This is a genomic window from Actinomadura geliboluensis (assembly GCF_005889745.1).
GTDB lineage: Bacteria > Actinomycetota > Actinomycetes > Streptosporangiales > Streptosporangiaceae > Spirillospora > Spirillospora geliboluensis.
Window position 1 is genome coordinate 1 of the sequence record NZ_VCKZ01000179.1, and the last position, 17,317, is coordinate 17,317.

17 protein-coding genes are annotated in these 17,317 nt (G+C 72.9%); 10 read left to right on the plus strand and 7 right to left on the minus strand.

The genetic code is table 11. From position 1 onward, the window contains the following. The first annotated feature begins 98 nt into the window (after positions 1-98). The 6 genes from mtlA to ETD96_RS23265 all read left to right on the plus strand — a co-directional run bounded on the left by mtlA (position 99) and on the right by ETD96_RS23265 (position 4,260). A complete protein-coding gene (gene mtlA, locus ETD96_RS23240; RefSeq protein ID WP_138638587.1) occupies positions 99-1,256 on the plus strand; it encodes a mannitol-specific PTS transporter subunit IIC in 1,158 nt (385 codons plus the stop codon). A gap of 15 nt (positions 1,257-1,271) precedes the next feature. Beyond that, a complete protein-coding gene (locus tag ETD96_RS23245; RefSeq protein WP_138638588.1) occupies positions 1,272-1,589 on the plus strand; it encodes a PTS sugar transporter subunit IIBC family protein in 318 nt (105 codons plus the stop codon). Further along, a complete protein-coding gene (locus ETD96_RS23250; RefSeq protein WP_240808063.1) occupies positions 1,573-2,061 on the plus strand; it encodes a PTS mannitol transporter subunit IIA in 489 nt (162 codons plus the stop codon). Before ETD96_RS23245 ends, ETD96_RS23250 begins: the two co-directional genes overlap by 17 nt. After that, positions 2,058-3,098: a zinc-dependent dehydrogenase gene (locus ETD96_RS23255; protein ID WP_138638589.1), complete on the plus strand. Its 1,041-nt coding sequence runs from the start codon at positions 2,058-2,060 to the stop codon at positions 3,096-3,098. Before ETD96_RS23250 ends, ETD96_RS23255 begins: the two co-directional genes overlap by 4 nt. 12 nt (positions 3,099-3,110) lie before the next feature. Continuing rightward, positions 3,111-3,395: an HPr family phosphocarrier protein gene (locus tag ETD96_RS23260; RefSeq protein WP_138638590.1), complete on the plus strand. Its 285-nt coding sequence runs from the start codon at positions 3,111-3,113 to the stop codon at positions 3,393-3,395. Between the two features lie 103 nt (positions 3,396-3,498). Further along, a complete protein-coding gene (locus ETD96_RS23265; protein WP_138638591.1) occupies positions 3,499-4,260 on the plus strand; it encodes a DeoR/GlpR family DNA-binding transcription regulator in 762 nt (253 codons plus the stop codon). A gap of 66 nt (positions 4,261-4,326) precedes the next feature. On the opposite strand, the gene ETD96_RS23270 is transcribed toward ETD96_RS23265, so the two are convergent. The 5 genes from ETD96_RS23270 to ETD96_RS23290 are packed head-to-tail and all read right to left on the minus strand — an operon-like array spanning position 4,327 to position 9,107. Then, the gene (locus ETD96_RS23270; protein ID WP_138638592.1) at positions 4,327-5,640 is read right to left on the minus strand and encodes an ABC transporter substrate-binding protein; all 1,314 of its coding nucleotides are present in this window, start codon (positions 5,638-5,640) and stop codon (positions 4,327-4,329) included. After that, positions 5,561-6,745, minus strand: a complete 1,185-nt coding sequence (locus ETD96_RS23275) for a branched-chain amino acid ABC transporter permease (protein WP_138638593.1) — start codon at positions 6,743-6,745, stop codon at positions 5,561-5,563. Before ETD96_RS23275 ends, ETD96_RS23270 begins: the two co-directional genes overlap by 80 nt. Positions 6,746-6,749: 4 nt before the next feature. Next, on the minus strand, positions 6,750-7,628 hold the full coding sequence (locus ETD96_RS23280; protein ID WP_138638594.1) for a branched-chain amino acid ABC transporter permease: 879 nt from the start codon (positions 7,626-7,628) through the stop codon (positions 6,750-6,752). Continuing rightward, entirely contained in the window at positions 7,628-8,335 is a 708-nt protein-coding gene (locus ETD96_RS23285) for an ABC transporter ATP-binding protein (protein WP_138638595.1), read from the minus strand. The genes ETD96_RS23280 and ETD96_RS23285 overlap by 1 nt, the downstream gene beginning before the upstream one ends. Next, positions 8,328-9,107, minus strand: a complete 780-nt coding sequence (locus tag ETD96_RS23290) for an ABC transporter ATP-binding protein (RefSeq protein ID WP_138638596.1) — start codon at positions 9,105-9,107, stop codon at positions 8,328-8,330. The genes ETD96_RS23285 and ETD96_RS23290 overlap by 8 nt, the downstream gene beginning before the upstream one ends. 231 nt (positions 9,108-9,338) lie before the next feature. Between ETD96_RS23290 and ETD96_RS23295 the strand changes: the two genes are divergently transcribed. Further along, a complete protein-coding gene (locus ETD96_RS23295) occupies positions 9,339-9,941 on the plus strand; it encodes a TetR/AcrR family transcriptional regulator (RefSeq protein WP_138638597.1) in 603 nt (200 codons plus the stop codon). Between the two features lie 58 nt (positions 9,942-9,999). Here ETD96_RS23295 and ETD96_RS23300 read toward each other — a convergent pair whose 3' ends face one another. Both ETD96_RS23300 and ETD96_RS23305 read right to left on the minus strand, forming a co-directional pair. Beyond that, positions 10,000-11,649 carry a long-chain fatty acid--CoA ligase gene (locus ETD96_RS23300; protein WP_138638598.1) on the minus strand — a complete coding sequence of 550 codons (1,650 nt, stop codon included), beginning with the start codon at positions 11,647-11,649 and terminating at the stop codon, positions 10,000-10,002. A 135-nt stretch (positions 11,650-11,784) separates the two neighbouring features. After that, entirely contained in the window at positions 11,785-12,837 is a 1,053-nt protein-coding gene (locus tag ETD96_RS23305; protein WP_138638599.1) for a phosphotransferase family protein, read from the minus strand. Positions 12,838-13,126: 289 nt separating this feature from the next. On the opposite strand from ETD96_RS23305, the gene ETD96_RS23310 reads away from it, so the two are divergent. The 3 genes from ETD96_RS23310 (at position 13,127) to ETD96_RS23320 (ending at position 17,236) form a co-directional block, all read left to right on the plus strand. Continuing rightward, the gene (locus tag ETD96_RS23310) at positions 13,127-14,809 is read left to right on the plus strand and encodes an MFS transporter (RefSeq protein ID WP_138638600.1); all 1,683 of its coding nucleotides are present in this window, start codon (positions 13,127-13,129) and stop codon (positions 14,807-14,809) included. A 186-nt stretch (positions 14,810-14,995) separates the two neighbouring features. Further along, positions 14,996-16,273: an MFS transporter gene (locus ETD96_RS23315; protein ID WP_240808064.1), complete on the plus strand. Its 1,278-nt coding sequence runs from the start codon at positions 14,996-14,998 to the stop codon at positions 16,271-16,273. Positions 16,274-16,372: 99 nt separating this feature from the next. After that, positions 16,373-17,236, plus strand: coding sequence for a CE1 family esterase (locus ETD96_RS23320; RefSeq protein ID WP_138638602.1), 864 nt, complete (start codon positions 16,373-16,375; stop codon positions 17,234-17,236). Positions 17,237-17,317 lie beyond the last annotated feature (81 nt).

Genomic DNA, 17,317 nt, shown 5'->3' on the forward strand with positions numbered 1-17,317 from the left:
CCGCGACACCGTGCGCATCCACCCCCGGCCGGACCTCGCCCGGCCCCTGCTCACCTGACGGATCGCAGTACCCACCCCCGATCGACAGGAGGCCCGAGATGGCCACCACGTACACCCCGGAGCCCACCGGCACCGGGTTCCGGGCGCACGTCCAGCGCGTCGGCGGCAAGATGGCCGGGATGGTCATGCCGAACATCGGCGCGTTCATCGCCTGGGGCCTGATCACCGCGCTGTTCATCCCCACCGGCTGGCTGCCCAACAAGGAGCTGGGCGAGCTCGTCGACCCGATGATCAAGTTCCTGCTGCCGCTGCTGATCGGCTACACCGGCGGGCGGATGGTGCACGGCCAGCGCGGTGCGGTGGTCGGCGCCGTCGCGACCGTCGGCATCGTCGTCGGCGCGGACGTGCCGATGTTCCTCGGCGCGATGATCATGGGCCCGCTCGCCGCGTACCTGCTGAAGCTGTTCGACGGGCTCGTCCAGGACCGGGTCCGCACCGGGTTCGAGATGCTCGTCGACAACTTCTCCGCCGGGATCATCGGCGGCGCCATGGCGGTCGCCGGGCACCGGGTGATCGGCCCGGTCATGAACACCTTCAGCGAGTGGGCCGGGGACGGGGTGAGCTGGCTCGTCGACCACGACGTGCTGCCGCTCACCTCCCTGCTGATCGAGCCCGCGAAGGTGCTGTTCCTGAACAACGCCGTCAACCACGGCGTGCTCGGCCCGCTCGGCGTGCAGCAGGCCGCCGAGACCGGCAAGTCGGTGCTGTTCATGCTGGAGTCCAACCCCGGGCCCGGCCTCGGCGTCCTGCTCGCCTACTGGTTCTTCGGGCCGCGGCGGCTGCGGCCGAGCGTCCCGGCTGCCGCCATCATCCACTTCTTCGGCGGCATCCACGAGATCTACTTCCCCTACATCCTGATGAAGCCGCGGATGATCCTCGCCGCGATGGCGGGCGGCATGACCGGCGTGGCGATCTTCGTGGCGACCGGCACCGGGCTCGTCGCGACGCCCTCCCCCGGCAGCATCTTCGCCTACCTCGCGCAGACGCCGCGCGGCGTCGGCAACTGGATCGGCGTCTACACCGGCATGCTCGCGTCGGCGGCCGTGTCCTTCGGCGTCGGAGCCGCCCTGCTCGGCTTCGGCAGGCTCGCCGAGCCCAAGGAGGACGGCGCCGAGGACGAGCTCAGAGAGGCCGAGCAGAAGACGGCCGAGAACAAGGCCGCGGGAGGGACCGCCAAGGAGACGGCCGCGTCCTGACCACCACCACGTCCGATGGAAGGCACACCCACCATGAACGGCAAGGACATCCGCAAACTCGTCATCGCCTGCGACGCCGGAATGGGCAGCAGCGTCATGCTCGCCGGGCAGCTGCGCAAGGCGCTGAAGAAGAGCGACGTGACCGTCGAGCACACGCCCGTCGACGCGATCCCCGGCGACGCCGACGTGGTCGTCACCCACGCCGGGCTCGCCGACCGCGCCCGGCGCGGCGCCGGGGACGCCCCGGTCGTCACCTTCGAGGTCTACATCGGCGACCCCGCCGTGGACCGGCTCGTCAAGGCGATCAAGGACGGCGGTGAGGTCGGTGCCTGACCGGGCCGCGGCCCTGCTGGCACCGGAGGCGATCCGGCTGGACGCCCGCGCCGCGGGCCGCGACGAGGCCGTCCGGGTCTGCGGGCGGGTCCTGGTGGAGACCGGGGCCGTCGAGCCCGGCTACGTCGAGGCGATGCTGGAGCGGGAGCGCTCGATCTCCACCTACCTCGGCGAGGGCGTGGCCATCCCGCACGGCACGAACGCGGGGCGCGGCCTCATCCACCGCGACGCCCTCGCCGTCGTCCGGTTCCCCGAGGGGACCGACTGGAACGGCGACACGGTGACCGTGTGCATCGCGATCGCGGCGCGGGGCGGCGGGCACATGGAGATCCTCGCCGAGCTGGCCGAGATCCTCATGGACCCCGGCCGGGCCCGCGCGCTGCGCGAGGCCGCCGAGCCCGAGCAGGTCCTCGCGCTGCTCGCCCCGCCGGCAGAACACCATCGAACGACAGGACAAGGACACACCGTATGAAGGTCGCCCGTTTCTACGCCCCCGGCGACATCCGGCTGGAGGACGCGCCCGAGCCGGCGCCCGGCCCCGGCGAGCTGAAGATCCGCGTCCGGAACTGCTCGACCTGCGGGACCGACGTCAAGATCTCCCGCTTCGGGCACCACCACATCGCGCCGCCGCGGGTGATGGGGCACGAGATCGCCGGCGAGGTGGCCGCGACCGGTGCCGGCGTCGCGGGCTGGACGGCGGGCGACCGCGTCCAGGTCATCGCCGCGATCCCCGACGGCACCTGCGCGGAGTGCCGGCGCGGCCGCCGGACCGTCTGCGCCGCGCAGGAGTCGATGGGGTACCACTACGACGGCGGCTTCGCCGAGTACATGATCGTCCCGGCGAAGGTGCTCGCGGTGGACGGCGTCAACCGGATCCCGGACGGCGTCTCGTTCGCCGAGGCGTCGGTGGCCGAGCCGCTCGCCTGCGTCCTCAACGGCCAGGAGCTGGCGCGGGTCGGCGAGGGCGACGACGTCGTGGTGTTCGGCTCCGGCCCGGTCGGCTGCCTGCACGTGCGGGTCGCGCGGGCCCGCGGCGCCGCCCGGGTGTTCCTCGTCGAGGTCAACGCCGAGCGGCTGGACCGGGCCGCCGCGCTGGTCAAGCCGGACGCCGCGATCGACGCGAGCGTCGCCGACCCGGTCGCGGAGGTCCTCGCGCGCACCGGGGGGCGCGGCGCCGACGTCGCGATCACCGCGGCCGCGTCCGGCGCCGCGCAGGAGCAGGCGCAGCGGCTGATGGCGCCCGGCGGCCGGGTCAGCCTGTTCGGCGGGCTGCCGAAGGACGACCCGGTGATCTCCGTCGACGCCAACCGCGTCCACTACCGGGAGCTGTCGCTGGTCGGCGCGAACGGGTCGAGCCCCGCCCACAACGCGCGCGCACTGGAGCTGATCGGGTCCGGGCGGGTGCAGGTGGAGGACCTCATCACCCACCGGCTCCCGCTGGACGCGCTGCACGACGCCCTGGACCTGGTCACCCGGGGCGCGGCCATCAAGGTCACGATCGAGCCCTGAAGGAGCCATGCCATGCCCGAACGCAGCGTCGTCATCGCCTCGGCGCAGGGCCTGCACGCCCGGCCCGCGCAGATCTTCGTGCACACCGCCGCCCGGCAGCCCGTCCGGGTGTCCATCCGGGTCGGCGACCGCGCCCCCGTCCCGGCGAGCAGCATCCTCGGCGTGCTGTCGCTCGGCGCCGCGCGGGGGACGGAGGTGACGCTGTCGGCCGAGGGCGACGGCGCCGCCGCGGCCCTGGACGAGCTGGCGGACCTGCTCGCCCGCGACCTGGACGCCGAGGAGCCCGACCATGCGTGACCCCGCGCCGGGGCCGGCGGCGGCCCCAGCGCGGACGCGGGAGACCGCCCGCACCCGCCACAATGGGGCGGGACGGGACTGACGCGGGACGGGTGGGACGGTCATGTACGCGGAGGAACGGCAGCAGGCGATCCTTGCGCTGGCGCGCTCGAAGGGCCGGGTGGACGTGGTCGCGCTGTCGGAGGAGTTCTCCGTCACGACCGAGACGATCCGCCGGGACCTGACCGTCCTGGAGCGGGCCGGGACGATCCGCCGGGTGCACGGCGGCGCGATGCCGGTGGAGCGGCTCGGGTTCGAGCCGGAGCTGGCGGCGCGGGACGCGGTGATGACCGAGGAGAAGCAGCGCATCGCCAAGGCGGCGCTGGCGGAGCTGCCCGCCGAGGGGTCGATCATCGTGGACGCGGGCACGACCACGGCCCGGTTCGTCCAGCTGCTGCCGGCCGACCGCGAGCTGACCGTGATCGTGAACTCGCCGCCGCACGCCGCGGTGCTGGCCACCCGCGCCAACCTGACCGTGATCATCCTGGGCGGCCGGGTGCGCGGCCGGACGCTCGCCACGGTCGACGACTGGGTGCTGCGCCCGCTCGCCGACCTGTGGGTGGACGTGGCGTTCATGGCGACCAACGGCTGCTCGGTCGAGCGCGGGCTGACCACCTCCGACCAGGCGGAGGCGGCGGTGAAGCGGGCGATGATCGCCTCGTCCCGGCGGCGGGTGCTGCTCGCCGACCGCACCAAGATCGGGCACGACCACCTGGTGCGGTTCGGCGGGCTGCCGGACATCGACGTGCTCATCACCGACACCGGGCTGGACACCGACCTCGCCGCCGACCTCGCCGCCGCCGGGCCGGAGATCGTCCGGGCCTGAGCCGGTGCCCCCGGAGCCGCCGTCCCGCGCCGGTGGGGCGGTCGCGCGGGACGGCGGCGGCACCCGTCAGCCGGCCGCGGGGATCCCGTTGGCGGGCGCCTGCGGCTGCGGCGTCGTGTAGGGCTGGATCGGCCCGTCGCCGTCGTCGGTGGTGAGCGGCTGGCCCTCGGGCACGACGTTCTCGCCCTGGATCTTGCCGATCACCGCGCCGGTGTACCCGGCGTGCGACTCCTTGCTGTAGGCGAACGGGACGACGCCCGGCCCGGTGAAGTGCGACTTCTCCAGCGCCTCGACGAGGGCCTTGCGGGTCGGGTTCTTCCCGGCGGCCTGCAGCGCCTGCACGAAGGTGTAGGCGACCGACATCCCGTAGACGATGTTGCCGTTGAACGGCAGCTTCGGGATGTACTGGGCGTGGATCTTCTTGAACAGCTGCGTCCAGCTGTTGGAGGCGTCGCCTGGCGCCGCCAGGTACCCGTCGGTGATCATGCCCTGGATGAGCGGGCTGCCCTTGACCTCGGCGCCGCCCTTCTTGGCGAAGCTCTCCAGCAGCCCGGTGAGGGTGATCGGGTCGGACCCGACGTTGCTGACGACGAACGTCGGCTTGTAGTTCAGCTTCAGCGCGGCGAGCCGGAACAGCGCGGTGTAGGTGGGGATGCTGAACAGCACGACCACGTCGGCCTTGGACTGGGCGATCGCCTGGGCCTGCGCGCCGATGTCGGTGCTGCCCGGCTGGTAGGACTGCCGGGACACCACGTCGGCCTTCGGGATGTACTTGTCGAGGCCCTTCACGCCGTCCTGGCCGAAGTCGTCGTTCTGGAAGAAGTAGGCGACCTTCTTGCCGGCGAACGTCTTCTTGATGTGGTCGCCGAGGATCTTGCCCTCGCGGATGTAGTCGACCTGCCAGCCGAACGTCTGCGGGTGCTTCTGCGGCTCGTCCCAGCAGCCGCAGCCGGAGGCGACGAACAGGTCGGGCACCCGCTGGGCGTTGAGGTAGTCGACGACCTTGGAGTGGGTGGGGGTGCCCAGCCCGTTGAAGATCGCGAAGACCTTGTCCTGGAGGACGAGCTTCTGCGTGACGCTGACGGTCTGCGTCGGGTTGTAGGCGTCGTCCACGTACTTGTAGACGATCTTGCGCCCGTTGATGCCGCCGTTGGCGTTGACGTAGTCGAAGAACGCCTTGGACGCCGCGGAGTTGGCGCTGTACCCGGGCGCGGCCGGGCCGGTCAGCGGCTGGTGGCTGCCGATGGTGACGGTGGTGGCGGTGACGCCGGGCGCGGCCGAGTCGCCGCCGTCCCCGCCGTCACCGCCGCAGCCGCTCGCCGCGATCGCCAGGCTCGCCGCGGTCATCACGGCGAGCGCCCTGGTCCGCAGTCGCTTCATCTGCTCCTCCTGGGTGCGTGGTGGTGGGCCCCGATGTGTCGGTCGATGCGGAACCGCGCGGCCCGGGAGCTCGGTCGCGCCTGACGTGCGCGCGGCGCCGGACGGCGCCGCCGATGCCGCGGAGCCCTCCCTGGAGTCCGCGCGGGAAGGCCAGCGTCACCACGATGAGGACGAGGCCGTAGACGGCGAGGGGCAGGTTGGAGGCGATGTTGTGCGACAGGCCGGACGAGGACGACAGGTCGGACGCCCACGTCGGCACGTACACCAGGATCAGCGCGCCCCACACGGCGCCGGCCAGGCTGCCGAGGCCGCCGATGATGATCGCGGCGATCAGCTGGAGGGAGAGCGTGAGCGGGAACGCGCCGGGCGCCGCCAGCGTCGCGACCACCGCGAGCAGCCCGCCGCCGAGGCCGGCGCAGGCGGCCGAGACGACGGTCGCGGCGATCCGCAGCCGGGCGACGCGGACGCCGCTGAGCGCGGCGGCGATCTCGTCGTCGCGGCTGGCCCGCAGCGTCCGGCCGAACCGGCCGCGGGTGAGGTTGGCGAGCAGGAACAGCGTGATGACGGCGCCGAGGCAGGAGATCCACGCCTGCCAGCGCTCCAGCGGGAACGTCGCGCCGAGCGACTCGGGCGGCACCGGCGGGACGAGCGTCAGCCCGTTCTGCCCGCCGAGCAGGTCGGTGAGCGGCGCGTAGTTGGCGAGGCCGGGCAGCCCGACGGCGAACGCGAGGGTGGCGCCCGCGAGGTAGGGGCCGTGCAGCCGGGCGGCGACCGCGCCGACCAGCACGCCCGCGACGGCGGTGACGCCGGCCGCAGCCGCGAGGACGGCGGCGAGCGGCCAGCCCCAGTGCCCGATGACGAGCGCGGCGGTGTAGGCGCCGACGGCCATGAACGCGCCGTGCCCGAGCGAGATCTGCCCGCCGAGCCCGGTCAGCACGGTGAGGCCGGCGACCGCGCAGGTGAGGTAGGCGACCTGCGCGATCTGCAGGTCCCGGTAGGGGCCGACGGCCGTCGTCAGGAAGTACAGGGCGGCGAGCCCGGCGAGGGCGCCGGCGGTGTGCCGGGTAAGCGTCGAGCGGCGCAGCAGGTTCAGGACGGTGTCCACCGCGTCACACCCTTCTCGCCGCGCTCGCGGCGAACAGGCCGTTGGGTCTGACCATCAGGACGGTGATGAGGGCGGCCAGCGCACCGAACGTGACCAGGTCGGAGCTGACGTAGCCGGACACGTAGCTGAGTGCGCAGCCGAGCAGCAGCCCGCCGGTGACGGCGCCGACCGGGCTGTCCAGCCCGCCGATGACCGCCGCGGTGAACCCGAACACGAGCATCGCGTCGAACTGGGCGGGGCCGACGAACACCGAGGGGGCGATCAGCACCCCGGCGAGCGACCCGACGAGCGCGGCGAGCGCCCAGCCGAGGGTCAGCATCCGGCCGACGCGGACGCCCTGCAGCCGGGCGATCTCCGGCGCGAACGCCGACGCGCGCAGCCGCAGCCCGAGGTCGGTGCGGACGAACAGCAGCGTCAGCAGCACCATCACCGCGGCGACGGCGCCGATGACGAACAGGTCGAACGGGGACAGCAGCAGCCGCGTCCCGGCCACCGACAGCCCCTTGATCGTGAACGCGGGCGGGTAGGAGTGCGGCGTGTCGCCCCAGATCATCCCGGCGCCCGCCTGCAGCAGCACGTACAGGCCGAGCGTGACGATGACGGCGTTCAGCGGCGGCTTGTTCTCCACCGGGCGGACCACGACCCGCTCGATGACCGCGCCGAGCACCAGCCCGGACGCCAGCGCGACGCCGAGCGCCAGCCAGTAGGAGCCGCCGTGGTCGATGACGCTCCAGGCGAGGAACGTCGTGAACATCAGCATCCCGCCCTGCGCGAAGTTCACGACGCGGGTGGCCCGCCAGATCAGCACCAGCGCGAGCGCGACCGCCGCGAACACCATGCCGGAGGTGATGCCGGCGAGCGTGAGATTGATGAAGCGCACCATCAGAACCCCAGGTAGGCGTGGCGGAGGCGGTCGTCGGCGGCGAGGGTCGCGGCGGGCTCGGCCGCGACGACCGCGCCGAGGTCCAGGACGATCGCGCGGTCGGCGACCGACAGCGCGCTGCGGGCGTTCTGCTCGACGAGCAGGACGGTGCGGCCGTCCTCGTCGCACAGCCGGCGCAGCACGGCCATCAGCTGGGCGACCACGCGCGGCGCCAGGCCGAGGGACGGCTCGTCGACCAGCAGCAGCCGGGGCGCGCCGGTGAGCGCCCGGGCCAGCGCGAGCATCTGCCGCTCGCCGCCGGACAGGGTGGCGGCGGTCCGCGCCCGGCGCTCGGCGAGCGGCGGGAACAGCTCGTACATCTCGGCGACCCGGCGCGCCAGCGCGGCCCGGTCCCGCCGCCACAGCCCGCCGAGCCGCAGGTTGTCCTCGACGGTCAGCTCGGTGATGACGCCGCCGCTCTGCGGGACGTGCGCAACCCCGAGCCGGACGATGTCCTCGACCGGCAGCCGGGTGAGGTCCGTCCCGTCCAGCTCGACGCGGCCCGCCTTCGGCCGCAGGAGCCCGGAGACCGTGCGCAGCAGCGTGGTCTTCCCGGCGCCGTTGGCGCCGAGCACCGCGGTCACCGAGCCCTCGTCCACCGACAGGTCCACGCCGCCGAGCGCGCGGACGGCGCCGTAGTGGACGGTCAGCCCCTTCACCTCAAGCACCCGCGACCTCCTCGCCGAGGTAGGCGTCGAGGACGGCGGGGTCGTCGCGGACCTCCGCGGGCGCCCCGCTCGCGATGACCTTGCCGAAGTCCAGCACCACGACCTGGTCGCAGACGCTCATCACGAGGTCCATGTGGTGCTCGACGAGCACGACCGCCGGGCCGCCGCGCAGCCCGCGGATCAGCTCGGCCAGCTCGTCCATCTCCGCCGCCGACAGCCCGGCGGCGGGCTCGTCCAGCAGCAGCAGGTCGGGCTCGGCGACCAGCGCCCGCGCCAGCGCGACCCGCTTCTGCACGCCGTAGGGCAGCTGCCCGGACAGCCGGTGGGCCTCCCCCTCCACGCCCAGCTCCGCGAGCCGGGCCATCGCCCGCTCGCGCAGCGCGGCCTCGTCGCGGTCGCCGCGCGGCAGTGCGAGGAGCCCGGACCAGAACCCGGCCCTGGCGTGCCGGTCGGCGCCGACCATCACGTTCTCCAGGACGGTGAGCCCGGGGAAGAGCCCGAGCCCCTGCAGGGTCCGGGCGATGCCGAGCCGCGTCAGGTCATGTGGCCGGTGCCGGCCGAGGACCCGGCCGCGCCAGCGCACCTCCCCCGACACCGGCCGGACGAACCCGCACACGGCGTTGAAGAGGGTCGTCTTGCCCGCGCCGTTCGGGCCGATCACACCGGTGACCCGGCCCTGCGGCGCGGAGAGGGACACACCGTCCAGGGCGACCAGCCCGGCGAAGCGGACGGTCACCTCTCGTAGTTCCAAGTTCGCGGAGGAGCCGGACATAACGCCTCACCTCGCCGATGAAACAGCGTGAATCCCCCGAGGCTGAAATGCACATACCGACTGGTCGGATTCCATGAAGATAGAATCATCGGGCGCTCCCGGTCAACAGCCGGTGCGCAGGTCCCGATACGGCCCCGCGCCCGCGCCGCCGGTAGGCTGTCGGCGATCTGCGGGCGGCCGCCGCCGGGACGGCGCGAGATCCCGGGGCCATCCCGGAACGGAGGTGGAGTGATGACGCAGGCGCCCGTGAACCGGATCCCCGGCAACCTGCCGCTGCCCGACCGGCTGCTCGCCGTGGCGACGCGCATGTTCGCCGAGAAGGGCTTCGAGAACACCTCGGTCCAGGAGATCGTCAACGCCGCGGGCGTCACCAAGGGCGCGATGTACCACTACTTCGGCTCGAAGGACGACCTCCTCTACGAGATCTACCACCGCCTCCTCGGCCTGCAGATGTCGCGCCTGGAGCAGATCGCCGACGGCCCCGGCACCGCCGAGGAGCGGCTGCGCGCCGCCGCCGTCGACGTCCTCAACACCTCGTTCCGCTACCTGGACGACTTCACGGTCTTCTTCCGCTCGACGCACCTGCTCCCCCGCGACCGCCGCGAGGCCGTCCGCGCCGAGCGCCGCCGCTACCACGAGCGCTTCCGCGACCTCGTCGAGGAGGGCCAGCGGGCGGGCGCGTTCCGCAGCGCCACGCCCGCCGACATCGCCGTCCACTTCTTCTTCGGGACCGTCCACCAGATCGGCGTCTGGTACCGGCCCGGCGGCACGCTGGAGACCGAGGCCATCAGCGACCACTACGTGGACCTGTTCCTGAACGGCCTGAAAAACTAGCCGCGCTCACTAAGTCGAATACCGAAGCCCATTCGGTAATGGCGCGGCGCCGCCGGATTCAGGGCTTCTCGATCTGCTCGACCTTCAGCGTCGCGTCCTTGTGGTGGGCCCGCAGCGGCTTCTTGTCGAACTTGCCCACGGTGGTCTTGGGGATCTCGTCGATGAAGGTCCAGTACTCGGGGACCTGCCAGCGGGCGACCTTGTCCGCGAGGAACGCGGCGAGCTCGGCGGCCGTCGCGGCGGCGTCCGGGCGCAGCACGACGCAGGCGAGGGGGCGCTCGTCCCAGCGCGGGTCGGGGATGCCGATGACGGCGGCCTCGGCGACGGCGGGGTGGGCCATCAGGTGGTTCTCCAGCTCGACCGAGGAGATCCACTCCCCGCCGGACTTGATGACGTCCTTGGCGCGGTCGGTGATCTGGAAGAAGCCGCGGTCGTCGATGGTGCCGATGTCGCCGGTGCGCAGCCAGCCGCCGTCGAACTTCTGCGGGGCCGGGTCGCGGTGGTAGGCGCCGGTGATCCAGGGCCCGCGGACCTCGATCTCGCCGACGGCCTCGCCGTCCCACGGCAGCTCGGCGCCGGAGTCGCCGACGATGCGCATCTCGACGCCGGCGGCGACGCGGCCGGACTTCAGCCGCCACCGCATGTCCTCGTCGGTGCCGGGCTCCACGCCGGGCGGCGGGAACGCCATGCCGCCGAGCGGGCTGGTCTCGGTCATGCCCCAGCCCTGGATGATGCGCAGGCCGTAGCGCCGCTCGAACCGCTCCAGCAGGACGCGCGGCGCGGCGGCGCCGCCGGACGTCCCCGCGCGCAGGGACGACAGGTCGATCTCGTGCTGCTCCCCGTGGGCGAGGATGCCGTTCCAGATCGTGGGCACGGCGGACGCGAGCGTGCTGCGCTCCGCCTCGATGAACTTCACCAGGTGCTCGGGCTGCATGAACGGGCCCGGCATGTGGAGGGTCGCGCCGGACAGGAAGGCGCCGTAGGGCAGGCCCCACGCGTTGACGTGGAACATCGGGACGATGGTCAGCACGCGGTCGGCCTCGGTGATGCCGACCATCGACGCCGACTGCACGGCCATCGCGTGCAGGAACGTGGAGCGGTGCGAGTACACGACGCCCTTGGGGTCGCCCGTGGTGCCGCTGGTGTAGCACATGGACGCGGCGGAGCGCTCGTCCAGGTCCGGCCACGCGAAGCCGGGCTCCTCGGCGTCGAGGAGGTCGCGGTAGCGCAGGACGGGCGCGCCGTTGCCGTTGCCCTCCAGCGCCGACGCGTCGCCGTCGCCGACCACCACGAACGCCTCGACGGCGGGGAGCTCGCCGACGACCCGCGCCAGCAGCGGCACGAGGGTGTCGTCCACGATGACGACCTGGTCGTCGGCGTGGTTGATGATGTGCGAGAGCTGCTCGGGGAACAGCCGGATGTTCAGCGTGTGCAGCACCGCGCCCATGGCCGGCACCGCGAAGTACGCCTCCAGGTGCTCCTGGTCGTTCCAGCAGAACGTCGCGACGCGGTCGCCGCGCCGGACGCCGAGCCGGGCCAGCGCGGCGGCGAGCCGCTCGGCGTTGCGGGCGATCTCCGCGAACGTCGCGCGCCGGGGCGGGCCGCCGCCGGTCCAGGTCACGCACTCGCTGCGGCCGTAGACGCGCGCTCCGTGCCGCAGGATCGCGGCGACCGACAGCGGAAAGTCCTGCATCGTGCTGGGGATCATGGCAATTCTCCGAAAGACGCGCGGCGGCGAACGGCCGGCGAAGGGAATGGACATCGCACATACCGACCGGTCGGTTCACCATAATTTCCGCGGTGCGCCGCCGTCAACGCCCGGGGCGCGGGCGGCCCGCCGTGATCATTTATGCGGGCCGGCGCCCGGGGAGCCGTCCCGCAGCGCGGCGAGGCCCGCGCGCAGCAGCGGCTCCACGGCCGCGCCGACCGCGCCGAACCCCTCCCCCACAGTCTGGCCGCGCAGGTACCGGTAGTGGATGCCCTCGGAGATCACCGCGAGCTTGAAGCAGGCGAGCGCCACGTAGAAGCCGATCGAGGACACGTCGCGGCCGCTCCGCGCGGCGTAGCGGGCCACCACCTCGTCCGGCGCGGGGAAGCCGGGCGCGCTGGAGGCGTCCCGGCCGCCGGGCGCCGGCGCGCCGCGCCCCATGTAGACCAGCAGCAGCGCGAGGTCCGTCAGCGGGTCGCCGAGCGTCGCCATCTCCCAGTCGAGGACGGCCGCGATCCGGTCGCGGGAGTCGACGAGGAGGTTGTCGAGCCGGTAGTCGCCGTGCACGATCGCGGGCGCCGACCCGGCGGGCGGGTCAGCCGCCAGCAGCGCGTGCAGCTCGTCGGCGGCGGGCAGGTCCCGGCTGCGCGAGGCGTCGAGCTGCTTCTTCCAGCGCCGCACCTGGCGGGCGAGGAACCCCTCGGGGCGGCCGAAGCCGGCGAGGCCGGCCGCCGCCGGGTCGACCGCGTGCAGCGCCACGAGCGTGTCGATCATCCGGTCGGCGATCCGCGCCACCCGGTCCGGCCCGAGCTGCGCCAGTTCGGCGGCGCTCCGGTACGGGACCCCCTCGACCATCTCCATGACGTAGAACGGCGCGCCGATCACGTCCGGGTCCTCGCACAGCGCGTAGGTCTCCGGGACGGGCACGGCGGTGCCGGCGAGCGCGGTCATCACCCGGTACTCGCGCGCCATGTCGTGGGCGGTCGCGAGGACGTGCCCGAGCGGCGGCCGCCGGACGATCCACGAGGAGCGCCCGTCGGTCACCTCGTAGGTGAGGTTGGACCGCCCGCCCTCGACGACCCGCGCGCGCAGCGGCCCGGCCGCGGCGCCCGGCCGGACCCGCTCGAAGTACGCCCCGAACCGGTCCAGCGCCAGCCCGGGGACATCGGACTCCTCGAATACCCGCATGGTCTCTCCTCGCCGTCCGAAAGCCTTGTACCGTCCGGTCGGTATGGCGCAGGATGCCGGAGGGCCGCGCGCTGCGAACGGGCATGGCAAGGGTCCGGCACACGCCGCCCCCGGGCAGGTATCCGCACGTAGATAAGACCATACCGACTGGTCGGTTTTCAACGGCGCAACTTATTGCCATTCGAGCGCGGCGGGATTACCGTGACCGCACGACGGACGGCGGAGCGGTGCTCCACCGCCGGTCGGGACCGGTTTCTCGGGGGAGAACAGCGCCCGGAGGAGTTCCTGAATGCCCGTTTCCTCGTCCACCGACGCCGGCGCCGCCGAGGGCGCCGCCGCGCCGGGCCTCGCCGCCCGGCTGTGGCGCCGCGACCTGCCGCACTACCCCGAGACGGGGCGCCGCTACGGCTATCTCGCGATCGTGGTCGTCACCACGATCGTGCTGTACTACCTGCTCTACATCCAGTACGCCGTCGCGACGTCGATCATGACGCACTACTCGATGTCGTTCGGGTACTTCATCCTGCTGTCGGTGATCGGCAACGCGATCGGCGCGTTCGCCTCGCTGCTCGCCGGGCTCGCCGACCGGTGGGGCCGGGCGAACCTCGTCGTGTACGGGCTGCTGGTCGCCGGCCTGCTGGTGCTGGCGCTGCCCTCGGCGCCGGGCAAGCACACGTTCCTGGTGCTGTTCGCGCTGCTCAGCTTCATCGAGGGCATCGTGCTGGTCGCGACCCCGGCGCTCATCCGCGACTTCTCCCCGCAGCTCGGCCGGGCCACCGCGATGGGCTTCTGGACGATGGGCCCGGTGCTCGGCAGCCTCGTCGTCACGACGGTGACCAGCGCGACGCTCGACACCTCCAGCTGGCAGGACGAGCTGCGCTACTCCGGGTACGCCGCCCTGGCGGTGTTCGTCGTGGCGCTGTTCGGGCTGCGGGAGCTGTCCCCGGCGCTGCGCGACCAGATCATGGTGAGCATGCGCGACCGCGCGCTGATCGAGGCGCGCGCCAAGGGCATCGACCCCGAGCGGCAGGCGTCGGGCCACTGGCGGCAGATGATGCGGCTGGACGTCGTCGGGTCGGCCTTCGCGATCAGCGTCTACCTGCTGCTGTACTACGCGGCGGTCGGCAACTTCGTCATCTACTTCTCCGCCACGTTCGGCTACAGCGAGCAGCGCACCAACGGGCTCGCGAACTGGTACTGGGCGGCCAACGCGGTCGCGCTGGTGGTGGCGGGGCTGCTGTCGGACAGACTCGGCGTCCGCAAGCCGCTGATGCTCGCCGGCGGCATCGGCTCGGTCGCCGCCACGGCCTACTTCGCGCAGCTGGCCGTCCACCCCGACACCGGCTACTACACCTTCGCGTGGCTGTTCATCGCCATCGGCGTGTTCGGCGGCCTGGCGTACGCGCCGTGGATGGCGGGCTTCACCGAGACCGTCGAGAAGCACAACCCGGCGGCGACCGCGACCGGGCTCGCCGTGTGGGGCTGGATCCTGCGGCTCGTCGTGGCGGGGTCGGCGGCGTTCGTCCCGCTCGTGGTGACGTCGGTGACGCCGCTGGTGGAGCACGGGCACGAGGTGCAGGCCGCGTCCAAGGAGGCGGCGCCGGCGCTGGCCATCGTGAACCAGCACCCGCAGCTGTTCGCCGAGCTGGGCAAGTACCCGGCCGGGCAGGCGCCGCCGGAGCTGCAGGCGCGGGCCGCGAAGGAGGTCGGCCTGCCCGGCCTCGCCACCGTGCAGAAGGCGCAGCCGCAGCTTGCGGTGCTCAAGGAGCACGGCGCCGAGGTGCAGAAGGCGTCCGAGGAAGGCCCCGGCCAGTGGCGGACGTGGTGGTACGTCTGCCTGGGCGGCCAGCTGGTCTTCCTGCCGTTCGTCTTCATCATGACGGGGCGCTGGAGCCCGAAGCGCGCCCGTGAGGACGCCGAGGCGCACCAGCGCGCGATCGAGAAGGAGCTGGCGGCGCTCGCGAAGGAGTGACCGCCGCCGCGGGACCACCGCGGAACACGAGCCCCCGGCCGGGCCCCTCCCCCCGGCCGGGGGCTCGCCGCGTTCCGGCCGCGCCGCAGGCCGGCAAGATACTTAGTTTGACTAACATATAAGCCGGTGATACACCGGAATCCGGTTCCCCCCCGCACACTCCGACCGACCACCAGAGAGCCGCGTATGAAACCAGCCATGCAGGGCGGGGCGGGCGCGCAGAGCCCGTTCCGCCAGCCGAAGGCCGTCTGGGCCGTCGCGTTCGCCTGCGTCATCTCGTTCATGGGCATCGGGCTCGTCGACCCGATCCTGCCCGCGATCTCCGAGGACCTGAACGCCTCCCCCAGCCAGGTCACCCTGCTGTTCACCAGCTACCTGGTGGTCACGGCGGTCGCGATGCTGGTGACGGGCTTCGTGTCCAGCCGCATCGGCGCCAAGCGCACCCTCGTCGCGGGCCTGGCCCTGATCGTGGTGTTCAGCGCCCTCGCCGGGACGTCCGGCAGCATCTCCGGGATCATCGGGTTCCGGGCCGGCTGGGGGCTCGGCAACGCGCTGTTCATCGCCACCTCCCTCGCCGTCATCGTGGCGTCGGCGAGCGGCGGGCTCGGCGGCGCGATCATCGCCTACGAGTCCGCGCTCGGCCTCGGCATCGCCGTCGGGCCGCTGCTCGGCGGGGTCCTCGGCGACATCAGCTGGCGCGGCCCGTTCTACGGCGTCGCCGCGCTGATGGCCGCCGCGCTGATCGCCACCGTCGTGCTCGTCGAACCGCAGCCGAGACCCGCGCGCAAGACCTCGATCGCCGACCCGCTCAGGGCGCTCCGGCACCGCGGCCTGCTGATCATGAGCCTGACCGCGCTCTGCTACAACTGGGGCTTCTTCACCGTCCTCGGGTACGCGCCGTTCCCGATGGAGCTGAGCGCGATGAGGCTCGGCCTGGTCTTCACCGGCTGGGGGCTGCTCGTCGCGGTGTTCGCGGTGTTCGGCGCGCCGCTGCTGCAGCGCCGGTTCGGCCTCGCCCGCACCCTCTACGGCAACCTGGCGCTGTTCGCGGTGAACGTCGCGGTGATCGCGGTCTTCGTGAACTCGCAGAAGGTGCTGGTCATCGCGGTGATCGTCGCCGGGATCTTCATCGGCGTGAACAACACGGTGACCACGCAGGCCGTCATGATGATCGCGCCGGTGGAGCGGCCCGTCGCGTCCGCCGCCTACGGGTTCGTCCGGTTCATCGGCGGCGGCCTCGCGCCCTACGCGGCGGGACGGCTCGTCGAGCACACGAACATCCACGTCCCGTTCGCGATCGGCGCGGGCGTGGTCGCGCTCGGCATCGGGGTCCTCGCCCTCGGGCACCGCGACCTCGCGGCGGCCGAGCGCGGCCAGGCCGAGGTCGACGCGGAGGCCGCCCGCGGCGAGCCCGGCGCGGAGATCACCGAGGCCGCGGAGACCGGCTCGGGGTCCGGCTCGTAGCACGGCCGCCCGCTACGCACCCGCGCGCCAAAAAGCGCCGATCCTTTCTGCGCGCGGGTGCGTAGCGGCGCGCGCGCACCAAGCGTTAGATCGGGTGCCATGAAGATCGCCGCGCGGGCGGCGACGATCGTGGCAGTGCTCGCCGCGCTCGTCGCCCACCCCCTGCCCGCCGGGGCCTCCGAGGACGCCCCAGGAACGTCGGAGCACACCATCGCCATGGGCTTCTGGAACCGGCCCTACCTGCTGCACCTTCCGCCCGGCCGGCCGGCCGGGAAGCCGCTGCCGCTGATCGTCGCGCTGCACGGCGGGCTGAACGACCCCGAGTACGTCCGCAGGCAGAGCGGGCTCGACGCGGTCGCCGACGCCCAGGGCTACGCCGTCGCCTACCCCGAGGGGTTCCTCGGCACCTGGAACGCCGGGGCGTGCTGCTCGTTCGCCCGCTGGGCGGGCATCGACGACATGTCGTTCCTCGACAAGCTCATCGAGACGCTGGTGAAGCAGGGCGTCGCCGATCCGCGCCGGGTGTTCATGACCGGCTTCTCCAACGGCGGCGGCATGGCCTACCGGTACGCCTGCCAGCGCGCGGAGCGGCTCGCCGGGATCGCCGTCGTGTCGGGCGCCCTCGCCATCGGCTGCACCCCGGCGAAGCCGGTGTCGGTGCTGGCGTTCCACGGGACGCTCGACCCGTCCGTGCCGTACACGGGCGGCGGGAACATGGACGCCGACGTCCACTTCCCGTTCTTCGCCGTGCAGGTCGTCATGGAGTTCTGGCGCTGGGTGAACAAGCTGCCCGCGCTGTCGTGGCCGGTGCCGGGCGGGCCGGACGGCTGCGTCGGCACCGGGCCCGGTCCGCTGCTGGTCGCGCTGTGCACAGAGCAGGGCGGCGGCCACGAGTGGCCGTCCTACGCGAGCCGGATGATCGGCGAGTTCTTCGCGGCCCGGCCGTCCCTGCCCGCGAGCTGACGGCGCGCGGCGGGGCGGAGGCGGGCTCTTATACACATCTGACGCTGCCGACGACGGAGAGAGTGGAGATCTCTGTGGTGG

Excerpts from the sequence above, each read along its gene's own strand:
- mtlA (WP_138638587.1), top strand. The coding sequence starts at position 99 with ATGGCCACCACGTACACCCCGGAGCCCACCGGCACCGGGTTCCGGGCG.
- ETD96_RS23245 (WP_138638588.1), top strand. The coding sequence starts at position 1,272 with ATGGAAGGCACACCCACCATGAACGGCAAGGACATCCGCAAACTCGTC.
- ETD96_RS23255 (WP_138638589.1), top strand. The coding sequence starts at position 2,058 with ATGAAGGTCGCCCGTTTCTACGCCCCCGGCGACATCCGGCTGGAGGAC.
- ETD96_RS23260 (WP_138638590.1), top strand. The coding sequence starts at position 3,111 with ATGCCCGAACGCAGCGTCGTCATCGCCTCGGCGCAGGGCCTGCACGCC.
- ETD96_RS23265 (WP_138638591.1), top strand. The coding sequence starts at position 3,499 with ATGTACGCGGAGGAACGGCAGCAGGCGATCCTTGCGCTGGCGCGCTCG.
- ETD96_RS23270 (WP_138638592.1), bottom strand. The coding sequence starts at position 5,640 with ATGAAGCGACTGCGGACCAGGGCGCTCGCCGTGATGACCGCGGCGAGC.
- ETD96_RS23280 (WP_138638594.1), bottom strand. The coding sequence starts at position 7,628 with ATGGTGCGCTTCATCAATCTCACGCTCGCCGGCATCACCTCCGGCATG.
- ETD96_RS23290 (WP_138638596.1), bottom strand. The coding sequence starts at position 9,107 with ATGTCCGGCTCCTCCGCGAACTTGGAACTACGAGAGGTGACCGTCCGC.
- ETD96_RS23295 (WP_138638597.1), top strand. The coding sequence starts at position 9,339 with ATGACGCAGGCGCCCGTGAACCGGATCCCCGGCAACCTGCCGCTGCCC.
- ETD96_RS23300 (WP_138638598.1), bottom strand. The coding sequence starts at position 11,649 with ATGATCCCCAGCACGATGCAGGACTTTCCGCTGTCGGTCGCCGCGATC.
- ETD96_RS23305 (WP_138638599.1), bottom strand. The coding sequence starts at position 12,837 with ATGCGGGTATTCGAGGAGTCCGATGTCCCCGGGCTGGCGCTGGACCGG.
- ETD96_RS23310 (WP_138638600.1), top strand. The coding sequence starts at position 13,127 with ATGCCCGTTTCCTCGTCCACCGACGCCGGCGCCGCCGAGGGCGCCGCC.
- ETD96_RS23315 (WP_240808064.1), top strand. The coding sequence starts at position 14,996 with ATGAAACCAGCCATGCAGGGCGGGGCGGGCGCGCAGAGCCCGTTCCGC.
- ETD96_RS23320 (WP_138638602.1), top strand. The coding sequence starts at position 16,373 with ATGAAGATCGCCGCGCGGGCGGCGACGATCGTGGCAGTGCTCGCCGCG.